The organism is Candidatus Phycosocius spiralis, from assembly GCF_030158815.1.
Lineage (GTDB): Bacteria > Pseudomonadota > Alphaproteobacteria > Caulobacterales > Aquidulcibacteraceae > Aquidulcibacter > Aquidulcibacter spiralis.
Map to the genome: position 1 here is coordinate 50,147 of NZ_BPFZ01000001.1, position 15,257 is coordinate 65,403.

Here is a 15,257-nt window from a genome sequence, read left to right on the forward strand (position 1 = left end):
GGGGTAAAGAAGCCCTAACCGTCGTCAAAGGTTGTTCTATGCGCTGTCCTTATTGTGGATTTGCTGATACCCAAGTCAAAGATTCCCGACCTGCAGAGGATGGTGCATCCATTCGCCGTCGTAGGCAATGCCCGGCGTGCGAGGGGCGCTTTACAACCTTTGAGCGCGTACAATTGCGCGAACTAAAAGTGATTAAGCGTGATGGTGTGCGTGAATTATTTGATCGCGATAAGCTTCAAAGGTCAGTCACGATCGCTTTGCGTAAACGGGATGTCCCTGAAGAGCGGATTGACCATCTTGTTTCTGGCATCGTGCGGCGGTTGGAAACCTCTGGGGAGAACGAAATATCGACCAGCACGGTGGGTCAATATGTGTTAGATGCTTTGGGGGAGACCGATCCAGTCGCCTTTGTTCGCTATGCCTCTGTCTATCGTGATTTTAGAGAGGCAGAAGACTTTAACCGATTTGTGGATGATGAATTAACAGCCTTAAAAACCAATCTACACAATCGGCCATCCTTGAAAGATGAATAAGCCTAATCCACGCCAAGTGAATGTAACACTGAAGCTTGCAACCAGTTTAGATGCTCGCATCGCCACGGTTATCGGGGCCAGCCAATGGATTACGGGATCTTTGGCGCGTCAAGAAGTTCATCGCATGCGCGCAAGCTATGATTGCATAATAACAGGCATTGGAACCGTGTTAGCGGACGATCCACTTCTAACGGCCCGCTATGGCCAAGATAAGGTGTCTCAGCCCTTGCGGGCATTATTAGATACACATGCACGTTTGCCCGCAACCGCCAAGTTGGTAACGAGTTCAGATCAAGGCCAAGTGGTTTGGTTTACCAAGGAGGGGGGGGTAATCCCTGCTTGGGCAAGTTCCTTGGGTATTAAGCATCATAATGTTCCTATTGCAGGTTCGTATTCTGATGCAAGTAAGCATACTGGTGCAGTTCACTTGGATCTGGCCGCAACTTTGACAATCTTGGAAAGAAGCTATGGGGTCAGATCGCTCATGATTGAAGCGGGCCCAAGTCTTGCCTCATCTTTTCTGCGGGCAGGATTAGTTAACACCATTGCATGGTTCCGCGCCCCAATATTACTTGGAGGCGATGGCCGTTCGGTGTTTGAAAGTCTGGGGGTGGTCGAGCTGGCACAGGCATGGAGATTGCATAAAATCGACACCCAATCTTTTGGCCCGGATCTCTTAGAAACCTATAAGATTGAAAAGCAATAGAAGGCTCGTCATGTTTACCGGGATCATTACCGATATTGGAACTGTGATAGGTTATGATCATCGCCTAGGCACGGATGCGATTTTTACCATTGCAAGCCAGTATGAGGTCAACACCCTTACCCTTGGGGCATCAATTGCCCATCAAGGTGTTTGCTTGACCCTGATCGAATTAAATCCAGGCCCTACTGGGTCTGTTTGGCGGGTACAAGTATCGCAAGAGACCTTGGATGTTACTTGCGCTCATGACTGGCGTCTTGCAACAAAGCTTAACTTAGAGCGTGCTCTTAAGGTGGGTGATGAATTGGGTGGTCATATGGTTTCAGGCCATGTTGATGGTATCGGTGAGGTGGTGCAGGTACGCCAAGAAAACGACAGCCATCGCGTTTTGATCCGTATTGATGAGGCGATAGCAAAGTTTATTGCCCCTAAAGGCTCTATTGCAATCGATGGGGTCTCGTTAACAATCAATGAAGTGGATGATGCTATATTCGGAGTTAATATCATCCCGCATACGTGGGCAGTCACAACTTTAGGAAGATTGAAAGCTGGCACACGTGTAAATGTTGAAGCAGATCAGGTTGCGCGTTATGTTGAACGCATACTATCCAGAAAAAACTAGATTGATGCTTCTTTCCCTCTGACTTGGATCGTACCATGACTTTAAACTTTAACCCACCTCATCTTTTATTTGTGGTAGGCAATTATTATCCCCATATTGCCGACGAACTTGTTGCTGGTGCTACCCAAGCGATTGAAGACGTTCGTGGTAGCTTTGACGTGGTTAAAGTGCCTGGGGTTTTTGAAATTCCTGCTGTGATTGCGCATGCAGATCGTTCCTCCCATCGGCCGACTGGCAAATCCTATGATGGCTATGTTGCCTTGGGATGCGTCATTCGCGGCGAGACCAGTCATTATGATTATGTGTGCAGCGAAAGTGCGCGCGCATTGATGGATTTGTCCGTTGAGGGTTTACCAATCGGCTATGGCATTCTTACCGTTGAAAATGAAAGCCAAGCCCTCGTGCGGGCAAAGCGCGATCAAAAGAACAAAGGCAAGGATGCAGTGGAAGCTTGCTTGACATTGCTGGCCACCAAGCGGCGTCTGAATTTGGGCGGCGTATGAGCCGGACTAACCCACAGGTACAATCCGATGCACGCCGTGGTGCGCGCTTGGCGGCCGTTCAAGCCTTGTATCAAATGGAAATGTCAGGAGGCGGCGTGACCAGCACGGTTCTCGAGTATCTGAATTTTCGTCTCGGCGAGGATAGTGAGGTTGGTCCATTAGAAACTGCGGATGCCGATTTTTTTCGCTGTGTCGTGGAGGGTGTTGTTGCAGAGCAGGCTCTAATCGACGCTTCGATCAAGGAACGCCTAGCTGAAGGTTGGCGGTTGGAGCGGATTGATTCGATCGTTCGCGCTGCAGTCCGGGCAGCCACTTATGAGTTGTTGCGGCGCGTTGACGTCCCCGTCGCGGTGGTGATTGATGAATATGTTGGCATAGTCAACGCATTTTTCGATGGGCCGGAAAGCGGATTTACCAATGGCCTACTTGATCGGTTAGCGCGTGAATTGAACGCGAACGATTTGCGCCAACTTGCCTGTTGATGGCATAAAGACATGACACAAAAATCACTCCATGAGTTTGGAATGATCAAGCGATTGCTTGCTCCACTAACATTGGGAGTGCCCGGTGCATTTGAACTTAAGGATGATGTGGCGCAACTACCCCATAGCGCATATGGTCAAGTTGTGACTTGCGATCAAATTATTGAAGGAACTCATTTTTTTCCTGACGACCCTCTAGATTTAGTCGCCAAACATTTAGTCAGGCGGAATTTGTCCGATTTAATTGCCAAAGGTTGTCGACCGCGTGGAGCTCTTTTGACCTTGGCCTGGCCCAAAGCGTGGTCTTTACCGCGTTTAGCCCTTTTCATAAAGGGGCTTGGTGAGGATTTGGCTGAATTGGGTGATCATTGCCCGCTTTATGGCGGCGACACCAGTCAAACATCCGGCCCGCTTGTTGCAAGCTTAACCTTAATTGGGGAACCACTGGCAGCTTCACACGCTCCAATATTGAGGTCTGGGGCCAAGCCTGGCGACCATGTGTATGTGACCGGGGTGATTGGGGATGCTTATCTAGGCTTAGAGGGACGCCTTGGCAAGCAAAGCGTAAACGATTTGAAGGCCTGTCAAGGTTTTGCGTTGGCACCTCTCCCGACGCCTTTAGCCATGTCAGCGCCGATTGCGCATTATGCCCATGCCAGTATTGATATCTCGGATGGTCTTTTGGCAGATGCAGCTCACCTTGCAACCAATTCCAGGGTAAGGATTGAATTGGCACTTGATTGTATACCCCTTTCCAGTGAGGCTAGCCAATGGGTAGAAAAATCAGATAACAGGGTTGATGCCTTATTGAACTTGGCAACAGGTGGTGAGGATTATCAGGCTTTGATGTGCGTTTCTGCTGAGCAGTCGGAAGATTTTATCAACCAAGCACAAAGAAATGGTACGCGCTTGAGCAAGGTGGGCCAATGTTGGCCAGGACAAGGCCTGACTATATCTTATTTAGGGCAAGTAATTCGGCTACCAAAAAAAATGGGTTGGAGTGTGTCATTCTGAGATCAAGCGATCCATTGGTTTAGCGACCCATGAATTCCACTTTGGTAAGCTGCACTTTCACAACCTTTAATCCTGGTTTAATGCTGGTAATAGCTGTGGTAATCGCACGGCTAATAGCGCCGGTATCATAAGAATTGCGGGTTTTTCCTGCAGGAATTGGGTTACGGGAAGTTTGTTTAGTTATCGCATCTCGCACTAGGAAATGTTTTTCACGCACAAAATCAGCTTGTGAAACGTCCTGCATGCGAACATTACACAAGACAAAAATATAATTTTCTAAAACACCATCTCGGACAATTGGCATCACGATAAAATTCAATTCCAAATTGCTACGATCTGCAGCCTCCAGTTTTTTTTCTTGCGCAAGAGCCGAGTTACCAAATGCGGGAGCGGTTAAGGCCACGATTGAAAGGCCAAACCGCATCATGTTTCTTCGAGAGGGCGACATCATGATTTATCCGACCTTCCTGTTCTTTGCATGAATGTTAAGGTTTTGCGTGATGGACCAATTACCCAAAGGCTTCAACAAGCCAGTGGCCGTTGCAACTCGCATGGTAGCGCCCTAAAGAGGTCGCATCAATAGTTGGGGGTTTCTTTCAGGTGTTAAGGATGCACTTTAACCTTGTAGAAGCCGGGAAACGAAAAGAGGAAGAACATGGACGTTAGCGTCTTGAGTGTAATTGCAGCCATTGGAGCGGGTTTTATTGCTCTCATTTACGGCTTTTTCACCGTACAACAGGTCCTAAAGGCAAGCCCAGGTAACGCGCGGATGCAAGAAATTGCGGCCGCTATTCAAGAAGGTGCCAATGCCTACCTTAACCGCCAATATACCACCATCGGGATTGTTGGTTTTGTTATTGCCTGCCTTTTGACAGTCTTGTTTAAGATTGAAACCTCCTTGGCGTTTGTGGTCGGTGCGGTTTTGTCGGGCTTGGCTGGTTATGTCGGCATGTTGGTGTCGGTTCGGGCCAATGTCCGCACGACAGAGGCTTCGCGGGGCAGTTTGGCCCTTGGGCTATCCATGGCATTTCGCTCTGGTGCTGTAACTGGCATGTTGGTAGCTGGCCTCGCGCTAATCGGTGTCGCTGGCTATTTTTATTTGTTGACCCAAATCTTAGGCCATGATCCAACCAGCCGCTCAGTAATTGACCCCTTGGTTGCTTTTGGCTTTGGTGCTTCGTTGATTTCTATCTTCGCCCGTCTGGGTGGGGGTATATTCACCAAAGGGGCCGACGTAGGTGGTGATATGGTTGGTAAGGTTGAAGCGGGCATTCCAGAGGATGATCCACGCAACCCTGCCACGATTGCAGATAATGTAGGCGACAATGTTGGCGACTGTGCTGGTATGGCTGCTGACTTGTTTGAAACCTATGCCGTGACTTTGGTGGCAACCATGGTGTTGGCTTCGATCTTCTTCAGGGATACGGGTGCGCAAATCATGATGTCCTTGCCATTAGCTATCGGTGCTATGGCCATCATCACTTCGATCATCGGTACCTTTTTCGTCCGTTTGGGTAAAGATAACAACATCATGAATGCCCTTTATAAGGGCTTGATTGCTGCTGGCCTTTTGTCGGTTGCAGGCCTTTATTGGGTTGTTCAAACCCTGATCACGCAAACTTATGTCACAACTGCCGGTGTATCAATCACGGCGATGAATTTGTTTTTATCAGGTCTTATGGGTCTTCTTGTCACCGCAGCCATCGTATGGGTGACAGAATATTACACAGGCACAGATTACCGCCCTGTCCGATCGGTCGCGCAGGCGTCAGTCTCAGGCCATGGTACCAATGTGATCCAAGGCTTGGCTGTCTCCATGGAAGCAACCGCATTACCGGCCTTGATTATTGTTGGTGGTATTTTGACGACCTTTAACCTTGCCGGACTTTTTGGCATTGCCATTGCCACCACCACCATGTTGTCGGTTGCTGGCATTATCGTAGCACTCGATGCGTTTGGTCCGGTTACCGATAATGCAGGCGGGATAGCTGAAATGGCTAATCTTCCACCTGAAGTTCGTAGAACTACCGATGCGCTTGACGCTGTGGGTAATACAACCAAGGCCGTCACCAAGGGTTATGCCATCGGTTCAGCTGGTTTGGGCGCGCTTGTTTTATTTGCTGCCTATACCGAAGATCTCAAATATTTCTCAACCAACCCCATACAATATCCTTATTTTGCCGGGGTTAATGTCAGTTTTGATCTCTCAAACCCATATGTGGTGGTAGGTCTCCTCATTGGCGGCTTGTTGCCTTATTTATTTGGTGGCTGGTCGATGACTGCGGTGGGTCGTGCCGCTGAAGCAGTGGTGCAAGAAGTTCGCCGCCAATTTCGGGATATTTCTGGCATTATGGAAGGAACGGGTAAGCCTGATTATGGTCGCGCCGTTGACATTCTAACCAAAGCGGCGATCCGAGAGATGATTGTGCCGTCGCTTTTGCCAGTGTTGTCGCCAATCGTCTTGTTCTTCGCGATCGATGCTATAGCGGGCAAGGCGCAAGCTTTGGCTGCTGTTGGGGCGATGTTGCTTGGGGTTATTGTTACTGGCTTATTCGTGGCTATATCGATGACTTCAGGTGGCGGCGCTTGGGATAATGCCAAAAAATCCTTTGAGGATGGCTTTGTTGATCGTGATGGCGTCAAGCATTTGAAGGGCTCTGATGCCCACAAAGCCTCTGTCACTGGCGATACGGTTGGCGATCCTTACAAGGATACGTCGGGTCCAGCGGTCAATCCAATGATCAAGATCACCAATATTGTGGCTTTGTTGTTGTTGGCTTTATTGGCCCATCAAGCCTAACGACTTGACCTTTTATCCGGATTAAAAGCCCTAGCTAGCAGCTAGGGCTTTTTTATGATGGCCATGTGCGCGTTTGGTTTAGAGGCTTGGCTAAATCCCATGGTTTAGATAGGCTTATGAAAATTGGCTTTGTAGAAACAAGTCAGTCTTGGAGTAGCAGACGTGCTCAAAGGGCAATGTTTGAACGATCCTTCCTTATGTCATTTTGCCGCCCAGGGAATTGATTTGCCCTATGCAGGCTTCGACAGTGTCTGCCCAGCCTGTAATAGCCCGCTTGCACTTCTAGGCCATTTAGTTCCTGCAGACTACGAGCATGAAGAGATAGACACCCCTTCAAACATGGCCATTTCTAATAGCCAAGCCTTGCTAAAAGTGTCAGACCACCGAAAAGATCTAAAAGGACAATTTCAGCCGTTTTTTGTGCCCAGCAAAGGGGTAATTCAATTTTCACGCTTGGTCGCTTTAGGGTCAGGTTTGGCCCTTTTAGGCATTATTAGCGCGCGGATCTTTGCACCCTCACCCCCAGTTGATAACCCTGCAACCCAAGAAAGTCAGAATTCACACCTAAATGATTCTGGCCTTACGGCCCGGACGGATGGCTTAAATCTGACCCAAATTTCACCCCCAGCTGTCAGGCAATTAAGTCAAGATGCACAAGCCTTTGTCTCGCCCGATCCCGACAGTGCAGTTATCGTTAATTTGGCCAAGGGGGTTGTATTGGATATGACGGGTCGACTTCATGTGAGGGGAAGGGATTGGGCCCGCATCACTTTACCCCATGATCGCTCGCGCTCTGGCTTTGTGCGCGAAACCTTATTGGCAACTTTAGGCGACGGGGAGGGGGATTTTTCAAATATTGACCCTACAGCCGTAAACACAATCCAAGCCGTCAATGGACCAATTATGCCAGTGCAGATCGGGCCATGGATGCATAATCAAAGTATAACCTATCAGATCATCGGTCCCCCTGCTGCTTTACGGCTGCAACCTGGGTATGAAAGCGTGCAAATTGGTCAAGTGCAAACTGGGCTAATGGTTAGCGTGATTGGTCAATTAACCAATGCAACAGGAACTTGGTTTCAAATATCCCTCACCGATGGCCGGACGGGTTGGATTGCTTTTGCATCTATGGCCCCGATTGCGATGCCTACCACTTCAACATCTTCTGGTGAACCCGATACTTCTCATAGTGCAGCAGGGTCACAAACGATCGTCTCACCACCTGGTCAAGCCGTTTCCCAACCTGCCACCACCCCAGCCAATCTGCCAAGCCTTGCTGCACCAACAGATACAAATCCAGAAGCTGGCAGACCTTGAAACAGGCAAAAAGGCTTAACTTTAGCCCTTTTTGGTAATTGTCTTCATAGCCATAGGATTGGAGTTGGTTCCAATTCGCTAAGATAAAAAGGCCTTGTGATCACCTAGGCTGCATGAAGGTGGTGAATGTTTTGAAGGGGGTCTCGATCAGGAGAGCCTTCACCTTGCAAATCCTTATTGCATGGGGTTTACATCTGTATGAACGGCTGGAAGGAAGAGGTGACATGCCTTGCGCTTCCAGTTTCCCATTGATTCAGCGATTTTATGCTTGATTAACGCAGCGATTGAGGATGTCAACAAGGGCTTTGTTAAGCACGATGTCATCAGCTGATCGGCATAAAAGTAAATGGCAGCTTGCTCCAAACACGATCAAGTACCAAACCTGCGATGAGCCGGTTACCTATGCCCGACATTGATAGTTCGGCTGTTTAAGTAGCTAGAGAAGAACGACCCTTTGAGACGTTGAGCATTTGGGCTATTAAGTGCAAGCCCAGCGTTGAGGTTGTCTACCCTCCTTAATGGAACCAAACGAACAGTTTGACCCGTTTTGGCTATCAAGAACTATAGGTTGAAATTCAGTTTTCCATTTTATAAAGCTAAGGTGTGGAGATCTATGGTGTATGGTAAGACTATCGCAATGGGATAAGCCGACATGTGATTGGTTTAGATTACACATGTGTTCTACAATAAGCCAAAGCGGCCATGAAATGATTTCATTGGGATCTCTAACGGAGACATAGGTTATGTATTCGCATGATTTTGATTCAAACTTAGAAGTCGACGAGACTAAATCAGGCTTAGGATCCCGTATTTTTCTCACCCTGGTGGCTATTGGTGTGACGTGTTTGATTGGTTATGGCGCTGTTTTTGGTTTTACCAGCCTTTTTGACCATCACCATCACGAAGAGGAGGTTTTAGAAGCTCCTAGGTCCTATAGCGCTCTTGGACGGATAGCAGTGCGCCGAGAGCCTGATATTGATGCACCAATCGCTCTTAACCTTAAGGAAGGAACAATTGTTTCAGGTCAGGTGGTTGGCATGAAGTCTGGCATTGAGTGGTTGTCCTTGACTGCAGTTGATGGTGCAAAAGGGTTTGCGCCAAAGGCCTTGTTTCGCGAATTGATAGCAGGAAAATCTGCGAGTAAAATCAATGGCGGGGTTCGTAATATCGTCACGTCTGCCCTCTTAAATCTCCGCGAAACACCTTCTATGTCAGGTAAAATCGTTGGCACAGTAGATGGTGGAACACGACTGGTCTCCGATGGCGTTGTTGAAGCCGAGGGTGAGTTGTGGATGCGCGTACCTTTAGGTGCCAATAGCACAGTTTTTTTGCTTCAACGTTTTACAACTGTTGATGATGATTCAGCTGTAGATGAGCTGAATGTCTCAGATTATTCAAATGTTGGGGTTCTTGGCCGAGCTATGAGAGTAGCCAATGTACAAGCGACACCGTTTGAAAATTCTCGGACCATTCGCGCGCTACAAATCGGGGAAATGGTACGTGTCATCGGGCAAACCAATTCCAGTATTGCATGGTACATTTTGCGACTAAATGATGGCTCGCAAGGGTTTGCTCCGAGAAGTTCGATCAGCATCGATAGTCGTGCGTCACGATGGGTCTATCCAGATGGTACAGACGCGCCAGGTCCCAACATTCCCCAAGGGCAAAGTGCACCCATCGACCCCGCAAAACTTTTGCAAGATCAGATCACTGGTGATGTTTCAAATGGGACGCCCACCAGTGTCAAAGGTAAATCCACACAAAGTGATACTATCAGTGGCGTGGCTTCAACCACGCCAAACTCGGCCCAGTCTTCGTCTCAACCTCCTTCACAATAAGGGTAAAATCAACACATAGAGAGCCCCGATTAGCCTTCGTGGATCCAATGTTGAATTAAGTGATGTGCTATAGCAAGAGGTGGTGGCGCGCGCAGTGTGACACCATCACGCCTACAGCCGCCTTCTGATAGCAAGGCGCGCGCCTCCTCTCGGGTAAACCAGATCGCTTCAGAGATTTCGTGCAGATCAATGGTCAATTCAAGGTTCTTGACTGAAGCAATCAAGCCGATCATCAATTGCGAGGGAAAAGGCCAAGGTTGATTGGCCACAATACGGGCATGGGTCATGGTCACACCTGCTTCCTCATGTAATTCCCGTGCGCAACCCTCCTCTATAGTTTCACCAGGTTCTATAAATCCGGCTAAAGCAGAAACATAGCCAGCCCTAAACCCTGGCCCCCGACCTAGTAAGCATCGATTACCATGGACGGCCAACATGATCGCAACAGGGTCTGTGCGCGGAAAATGTTCGCTATCGCAATTCGTGCAATGGCGCTTCCAGCCTGCTTCTGCCACCTGAGACGGTACGCCGCAATTAGCACAGAAACGATGACGACTGTGCCAATCGAGAATAGATTTGGCGGTTCCAGCAATGGCCAGGTCGCCGACATCCATTACACCTGCCGCCATTCTCATGTCTTCAATCTCACCTAAACCCTGTAATGGGCCGTCATCCCAATCAAAACTGGAGGGTAAAGACGCGGCAAACGTCGCGCGCCCATGCGTATTTTGCCCCATAAAGATGAGTGTGTCGTTGTGCTCTTGCAAAAAACCAGCCCGGCTGGCGGCGGCGAGTCGTAACAATTTTCTAGGTGCTGATGGCTGCCCACCGACTTTTAAAACCGGCTTGCCGTCTTGGATTAAGACTAAATCTGTATCGCGAAGACGCAATAGGTCGAAGATAAAATCCTGATCACGCCGTCTTGCTCCGGCACGATCAAGGGGAAAAGCACTAAAAGGAATTGGTGAAGATAGGGTGACCATTGAAGCATCTGAACTGGCTGCTATGTGTTGGTCAAGCGGAGATTTTCCGCATGGGTGCAGTCTTTAAAGCTTGAATCTCTATCGCCGAATTGCGATAGAGAAGGAGGAGATCGGCGGTGGACATAGTCCTCGCCAATTCGGTCAGGTCCGGAAGGAAGCAGCCGCAACGAGTTTTGCTGTGGGTCGCCGTTCGGTCTCCACCCTCACTAGGAAAGCTGGGCTTGTTATCAAAAGTAAAGCCACATGGTGATCCGCCCTTTGCCTAGGATGGATTGATGGTTTTGGAACCCCGCTATGGATGAGATGGATCTGCTTGATAGAGGTGAACATCCAATTCTTGGGGTGCACAATGCAGCTATGGATGCACAATCTGACCCGGATATGTTGACCATTTCGATTTTTGATCAAGAGGGTGCCCTACCTATTGCGCCAACCCAGCCTTATTTGGTGCTCGCCAGAAAATATCGCCCGCAGCGGTTTGAAGATTTGATTGGCCAAGAAGCCATGGTGCGGACTTTAACCCATGCCTTTGGCGCGAACCGTATCGCACATGCTTTTATGCTGACAGGGGTGCGTGGGGTTGGTAAAACGACTACAGCGCGGCTGATTGCTAGGGCTCTAAACTACCAGTCGCCCTCCATCGATCACCCCTCTATGGTGCTTGACCCGCTTGGTAGCCAATGTGAAGCGATCACGCGTGGTAATCATCCTGATGTGTTTGAGCTTGATGCCGCCTCGCGTACCGGGGTTGGGGACATGCGCGAATTGCTCGATGGGGTGCGCTATGGACCCATCGCTGCGCGCTATAAGGTCTATATCATCGACGAAGTGCACATGCTGTCCAAAAGCGCGTTCAACGCCTTGTTGAAAACGCTGGAAGAACCCCCGCCGCACGTCAAATTCATCTTTGCGACAACCGAAATTCGTCAAGTTCCTGTAACCATATTGTCGCGCTGCCAGCGCTTTGATTTGCGCCGCATTGAGCCTGCAATCCTTGCTGATTATCTCGAAAGGATCGCACAGAAGGAAGGCACCATGATTGCCCGAGACGGGCTTGACCTCATTGCGCGTGCCGCAGAAGGTTCCGCCCGCGATGGTCTTTCGCTTTTAGATCAAGCCATCGTGCAAGACCGTGGCAATGGTGTTTCAGGCGCCGATATCCGTGATATGCTGGGTCTCGCGGACCGCTCACGCACCTTGGACCTCATTGGTTCCATCCTAAAGGGTGACGCCAAATCTGCTTTAGAGCAATTTCGTGAGCAATTTGATATAGGGGCCGATCCCAGCCTGATTTTGCGTGACCTCATGGACCTAACCCATGAAATCACCCGCGCTGAAGTGCTGGGTAGCGATTGGCATCCTGCTGGTGCGAGCGATCAGATTGCACGCTTGCGGGCCTTTGCCCAATCGACGTCGCCTGCGGCTTTGGCACGCTTATGGCAGATGTTGTTGCGCGGGTTTGAAGAAGTAACGCGCGCGCCAGACCCCGTTCAAGCCGCTGAAATGTGTTTGTTACGGCTGTGTGCTGCCTTGAGCTTGCCACCGCCCGAGGACTTAGCCCGCCTGTTGCAGGGGCAATCTGTCTCAACTCCAGCTGCGCCAGTACAGTCAAATGCGTCCTCTGCCTTGCCTCATACGCCAGAATCTGCCGCTACAGCGGCTACCAACATGGCACCCGACCCAGTTATCGAACCCATTGAAGTAGCCGCCCAAGTCATAGCGGCCTTTGGGCCAAGTAGCTTTGAGATGGCTCTCGAAATGCTCGAAGAAGCCCGTGAAATCGTGCTGGTAACAGAGTTAGAGCGCTTTGTGCGACTGATCGGGTTTAAACCTGGAGAGCTGGTGATTGAGCTTCTGCCCAATGCCCCCGCAGATCTTCTAAAGCGTACGGCTGAGGCCTTAACAGCGCTTACCCAATCCCAATGGCGTGTGGAATTGGGAAAAGGCGGGCGCGAAAGTATTGTTGAGCGCACCAAACGTTTGGCGCAAGAGCGTTTAGACGCCGCAACAGCCGCACCAGAAATTCAAGCGGCACTGGAAGCCTTCCCCGGCGCACGTATTGTTGAAATTAGACCGGCACCGGTGCCCAGTGCGATCCAGCATGAGACCTCTCCAATTGATCTCGATGCAATGGAAGTGGAAGTCGATGAGGATAGCATTGCGCCAGACAATGTTTTATCGGTGGACTTTACCCGCAAACGGGTAGGGGATTAAGCTGTTTACCCCAATCGATCATGGTCAAAGGGACTGGAATAGACATGATGAAAGACCTCAGCGGGTTGATGAAAACCATGCAGCAGATGCAGACAAAGGTCGCAGATGCACAAAAGAAGATGGAAAAAATTGAAGCCGAAGGCCAATCGGGTGGCGGCTTGGTCAAAGTAACCACCAATGGCGAGGGTAAATTGATCGCACTATCCATTGACCCAAGTTTATGTGTCCCAGAAGATGTTGAAATTCTTGAAGATTTGATCAAGGCGGCCTTTGAAGATGCCCGCAAAAAGGTAGAAGTAAGCCGTGGTGCTATGGAAAAGGATCTGATGGGGGGCTTGCCCCTACCGCCCGGCTTTAAGATGCCATTTTAGGATGGGTGAGCCAGTTTCACGCACCAAGCGGGCGGTAGCGAGCCCAGAGATTGAGCGCTTAGTATCGCTTCTGGCAAAATTGCCGGGCATGGGGCCTCGCTCTGCCCGTCGCGCCGCGTTACATCTGTTGCGAAAGCGTGAAACGCTGATGCAGCCACTGGGCGAAGCGCTTGGCGATGCGGCGCTCAAGATTAAGCAGTGTAGCCAATGCGGTAATTTGGATACGATGGATCCTTGTGCCATTTGTATCGACCCGTCGCGCGATCCCACGATCCTGTGTGTGGTTGTCGATGTCAGCGATGTATGGGCGCTGGAGCGCTCGGGCGCTTTTTCGGGTCACTATCATATCTTGGGCGGCGTGTTATCCGCCCTCGATGGGATTAGGCCGGAGGATTTGCGTATTGGAGGCCTTTTGGCGCGCGTTGGCTTGGGCCAGATACGCGAAGTGGTCTTAGCGCTCGCCGCCACAGTAGAAGGCCAGACGACAGCCCATTATCTCGCTGATTTACTGGCAGATAGTGGCGTTAAGACCACCCGCCTTGCGCAAGGCGTACCGATGGGTGGTGAGTTGGATCATCTCGACGACGGCACTTTACTGGCGGCCCTTAAAGCCCGCCGCACCGTTTAGTTTTTAAGGTACAATGACGTCAAAGGTCAGGCCTGCACTCTTGATCAGGCGGGCGCGAAGGGCAGGGCCCATGATGGCGCCGGGCGTCCAAATCCCACCTTTGGCATCCTTAGCTTCTTGGATTAGGCAAAGCGCCGCTTCTGTGATCATCTTTGAGGTGGAACCATAGCCGGGGTCGCGGTCACCTGTCACAACGACTTGGACATCCGGCCCAGCTTCGGCCTCTGCGACGAAAAGTACGTCATAAAAGCCAGCTTCGCGTTCTTCCTTGGACGGGCCTTCGCCGGGTTTTGGGCCGCCCTCTGCGCCTAAGCTTTTGTCGCCAGCGACCGCAAAGGCAATCTCCTTTCCCTTATCACCGGGCCCCGTGACCAACATTTCTTCATAGACAAAGTCTTTGCCATATGGATGGCCAAGGAGCGCGTTTGTGCGATGGACATTACGGGTATTGATGGGTGCCATCACAAAAGGGGCAACCCACGTGCCTAATTTTTCGTCGAAATACGGCTTTTGACCATGGGGCTGAGCTGGGCCTTCAAATCCGGGAGTTAAAGCAAAAGGATTGCGTAACAAATCCATTATGCCCGGGTCTTTCATCGCGGCTGCCATCGTGGCCTTGAGGCTGGCTGCGGTTCCACCCGAAAATGTTCCCCGCATTTTGCGCACACGGCCCTTCATGTTGCGCGCAGGCTTACCGGAACGGGTCAGCATGGCTTCTTGTGCCAATTGAACGCCTAGATCAAATGGAATGGAATCAAAGCCACACGAGAACACAATCCGCGCGCCAGAAGCTTTGGCCTTGGCTTCATGTGCATCAATCATGGCGCGCATCCACGCAGGCTCACCACATAAATCGACATAATCGGTGCCCAGTTCGGCGCAGGCGGCAACCACTTCGCTGCCATAGGTCTGATAGGGGCCAACGGTGGTTAAAAGCACTATGGTTGAAGAAATCATCGCTTTTAAAGACGCTGCATCTTCGGTATCACAGACAATGATGGGCGTATCTTTTGGGGCACCAATTTCATCGCGCACGGCGGTAAGCTTTTGTTCATTACGCCCCCCCATCGCCCAGCGCACACCGCTTGGATAGGTTTTGGCAAGATATTCAGCGACAAGACGACCGGTAAATCCAGATGCGCCAAATACAATGATGTCAATGTCCCGGCTCATTCTTTAGGCTCCCAGCATGTTTTGTTTGGCTATTTGTTTGGCGCAGAAGGATGAAATGGGCAAGCCCCAAATTTGT

At 50.2% G+C, this 15,257-nt stretch carries 15 protein-coding genes and 1 other RNA gene; 13 read left to right on the forward strand and 3 right to left on the reverse strand.

Annotation, left to right across the window (positions count from 1 at the left end; genetic code table 11):
• Window positions 1–38: 38 nt before the first annotated feature.
• Genes nrdR through thiL form a run of 6 tightly spaced genes read left to right on the forward strand, consistent with a single transcriptional unit; the run spans window position 39 to window position 3,857 of the window.
• A complete protein-coding gene (nrdR, locus tag PsB1_RS00235; protein WP_284358359.1) occupies window positions 39–533 on the forward strand; it encodes a transcriptional regulator NrdR in 495 nt (164 codons plus the stop codon).
• Window positions 526–1,239, forward strand: a complete 714-nt coding sequence (locus PsB1_RS00240; protein WP_284358360.1) for a RibD family protein — start codon at window positions 526–528, stop codon at window positions 1,237–1,239. Before nrdR ends, PsB1_RS00240 begins: the two co-directional genes overlap by 8 nt.
• Window positions 1,240–1,249: 10 nt before the next feature.
• Window positions 1,250–1,858, forward strand: coding sequence for a riboflavin synthase (locus PsB1_RS00245; RefSeq protein WP_284358361.1), 609 nt, complete (start codon window positions 1,250–1,252; stop codon window positions 1,856–1,858).
• Between the two features lie 35 nt (window positions 1,859–1,893).
• A complete protein-coding gene (gene ribH, locus PsB1_RS00250; protein WP_284358362.1) occupies window positions 1,894–2,361 on the forward strand; it encodes a 6,7-dimethyl-8-ribityllumazine synthase in 468 nt (155 codons plus the stop codon).
• Complete coding sequence (gene nusB / locus PsB1_RS00255) at window positions 2,310–2,843, forward strand: transcription antitermination factor NusB (RefSeq protein ID WP_320412705.1); 534 nt, start codon at window positions 2,310–2,312, stop codon at window positions 2,841–2,843. Before ribH ends, nusB begins: the two co-directional genes overlap by 52 nt.
• Window positions 2,844–2,855: 12 nt before the next feature.
• Window positions 2,856–3,857 (forward strand): thiamine-phosphate kinase, encoded by a 1,002-nt coding sequence (thiL, locus tag PsB1_RS00260; protein WP_284358363.1) that lies wholly within the window; start codon window positions 2,856–2,858, stop codon window positions 3,855–3,857.
• A 19-nt stretch (window positions 3,858–3,876) separates the two neighbouring features.
• On the opposite strand, the gene PsB1_RS00265 is transcribed toward thiL, so the two are convergent.
• Entirely contained in the window at window positions 3,877–4,260 is a 384-nt protein-coding gene (locus tag PsB1_RS00265) for a hypothetical protein (RefSeq protein WP_284358364.1), read from the reverse strand.
• 252 nt (window positions 4,261–4,512) lie between these two features.
• Here PsB1_RS00265 and PsB1_RS00270 point away from each other — a divergent pair, with 252 nt between their 5' ends.
• The 3 genes from PsB1_RS00270 to PsB1_RS00280 all read left to right on the forward strand — a co-directional run bounded on the left by PsB1_RS00270 (window position 4,513) and on the right by PsB1_RS00280 (window position 9,812).
• Window positions 4,513–6,657 (forward strand): sodium-translocating pyrophosphatase, encoded by a 2,145-nt coding sequence (locus tag PsB1_RS00270; RefSeq protein WP_284358365.1) that lies wholly within the window; start codon window positions 4,513–4,515, stop codon window positions 6,655–6,657.
• A 180-nt stretch (window positions 6,658–6,837) separates the two neighbouring features.
• Window positions 6,838–7,974 (forward strand): SH3 domain-containing protein, encoded by a 1,137-nt coding sequence (locus PsB1_RS00275; protein WP_284358366.1) that lies wholly within the window; start codon window positions 6,838–6,840, stop codon window positions 7,972–7,974.
• A gap of 743 nt (window positions 7,975–8,717) precedes the next feature.
• Entirely contained in the window at window positions 8,718–9,812 is a 1,095-nt protein-coding gene (locus tag PsB1_RS00280) for an SH3 domain-containing protein (protein WP_284358367.1), read from the forward strand.
• A gap of 29 nt (window positions 9,813–9,841) precedes the next feature.
• Here PsB1_RS00280 and nudC read toward each other — a convergent pair whose 3' ends face one another.
• The gene (gene nudC / locus PsB1_RS00285) at window positions 9,842–10,795 is read right to left on the reverse strand and encodes an NAD(+) diphosphatase (protein WP_284358368.1); all 954 of its coding nucleotides are present in this window, start codon (window positions 10,793–10,795) and stop codon (window positions 9,842–9,844) included.
• 104 nt (window positions 10,796–10,899) lie between these two features.
• On the opposite strand from nudC, the gene ffs reads away from it, so the two are divergent.
• The 4 genes from ffs (at window position 10,900) to recR (ending at window position 14,008) form a co-directional block, all read left to right on the forward strand.
• Window positions 10,900–10,998, forward strand: an RNA gene (gene ffs / locus PsB1_RS00290) — signal recognition particle sRNA small type.
• A 91-nt stretch (window positions 10,999–11,089) separates the two neighbouring features.
• Entirely contained in the window at window positions 11,090–13,009 is a 1,920-nt protein-coding gene (locus tag PsB1_RS00295) for a DNA polymerase III subunit gamma/tau (protein WP_284358369.1), read from the forward strand.
• Window positions 13,010–13,053: 44 nt separating this feature from the next.
• The gene (locus PsB1_RS00300; protein ID WP_284358370.1) at window positions 13,054–13,380 is read left to right on the forward strand and encodes a YbaB/EbfC family nucleoid-associated protein; all 327 of its coding nucleotides are present in this window, start codon (window positions 13,054–13,056) and stop codon (window positions 13,378–13,380) included.
• Window position 13,381: 1 nt separating this feature from the next.
• Window positions 13,382–14,008 carry a recombination mediator RecR gene (gene recR, locus PsB1_RS00305; RefSeq protein ID WP_284358371.1) on the forward strand — a complete coding sequence of 209 codons (627 nt, stop codon included), beginning with the start codon at window positions 13,382–13,384 and terminating at the stop codon, window positions 14,006–14,008.
• Window positions 14,009–14,011: 3 nt separating this feature from the next.
• Here recR and PsB1_RS00310 read toward each other — a convergent pair whose 3' ends face one another.
• Window positions 14,012–15,181 (reverse strand): saccharopine dehydrogenase family protein, encoded by a 1,170-nt coding sequence (locus PsB1_RS00310; RefSeq protein WP_284358372.1) that lies wholly within the window; start codon window positions 15,179–15,181, stop codon window positions 14,012–14,014.
• Between the last annotated feature and the right edge of the window lie 76 nt (window positions 15,182–15,257).

What these genes read in the sequence shown, in the direction of transcription:
- PsB1_RS00240 (WP_284358360.1), top strand. Translation starts at nt 526, where the DNA reads ATGAATAAGCCTAATCCACGCCAAGTGAATGTAACACTGAAGCTTGCA.
- PsB1_RS00280 (WP_284358367.1), top strand. Translation starts at nt 8,718, where the DNA reads ATGTATTCGCATGATTTTGATTCAAACTTAGAAGTCGACGAGACTAAA.
- recR (WP_284358371.1), top strand. Translation starts at nt 13,382, where the DNA reads ATGGGTGAGCCAGTTTCACGCACCAAGCGGGCGGTAGCGAGCCCAGAG.
- PsB1_RS00295 (WP_284358369.1), top strand. Translation starts at nt 11,090, where the DNA reads ATGGATGAGATGGATCTGCTTGATAGAGGTGAACATCCAATTCTTGGG.
- PsB1_RS00310 (WP_284358372.1), bottom strand. Translation starts at nt 15,181, where the DNA reads ATGAGCCGGGACATTGACATCATTGTATTTGGCGCATCTGGATTTACC.
- nrdR (WP_284358359.1), top strand. Translation starts at nt 39, where the DNA reads ATGCGCTGTCCTTATTGTGGATTTGCTGATACCCAAGTCAAAGATTCC.
- PsB1_RS00300 (WP_284358370.1), top strand. Translation starts at nt 13,054, where the DNA reads ATGATGAAAGACCTCAGCGGGTTGATGAAAACCATGCAGCAGATGCAG.
- ribH (WP_284358362.1), top strand. Translation starts at nt 1,894, where the DNA reads ATGACTTTAAACTTTAACCCACCTCATCTTTTATTTGTGGTAGGCAAT.
- PsB1_RS00245 (WP_284358361.1), top strand. Translation starts at nt 1,250, where the DNA reads ATGTTTACCGGGATCATTACCGATATTGGAACTGTGATAGGTTATGAT.
- nudC (WP_284358368.1), bottom strand. Translation starts at nt 10,795, where the DNA reads ATGGTCACCCTATCTTCACCAATTCCTTTTAGTGCTTTTCCCCTTGAT.
- PsB1_RS00270 (WP_284358365.1), top strand. Translation starts at nt 4,513, where the DNA reads ATGGACGTTAGCGTCTTGAGTGTAATTGCAGCCATTGGAGCGGGTTTT.
- thiL (WP_284358363.1), top strand. Translation starts at nt 2,856, where the DNA reads ATGACACAAAAATCACTCCATGAGTTTGGAATGATCAAGCGATTGCTT.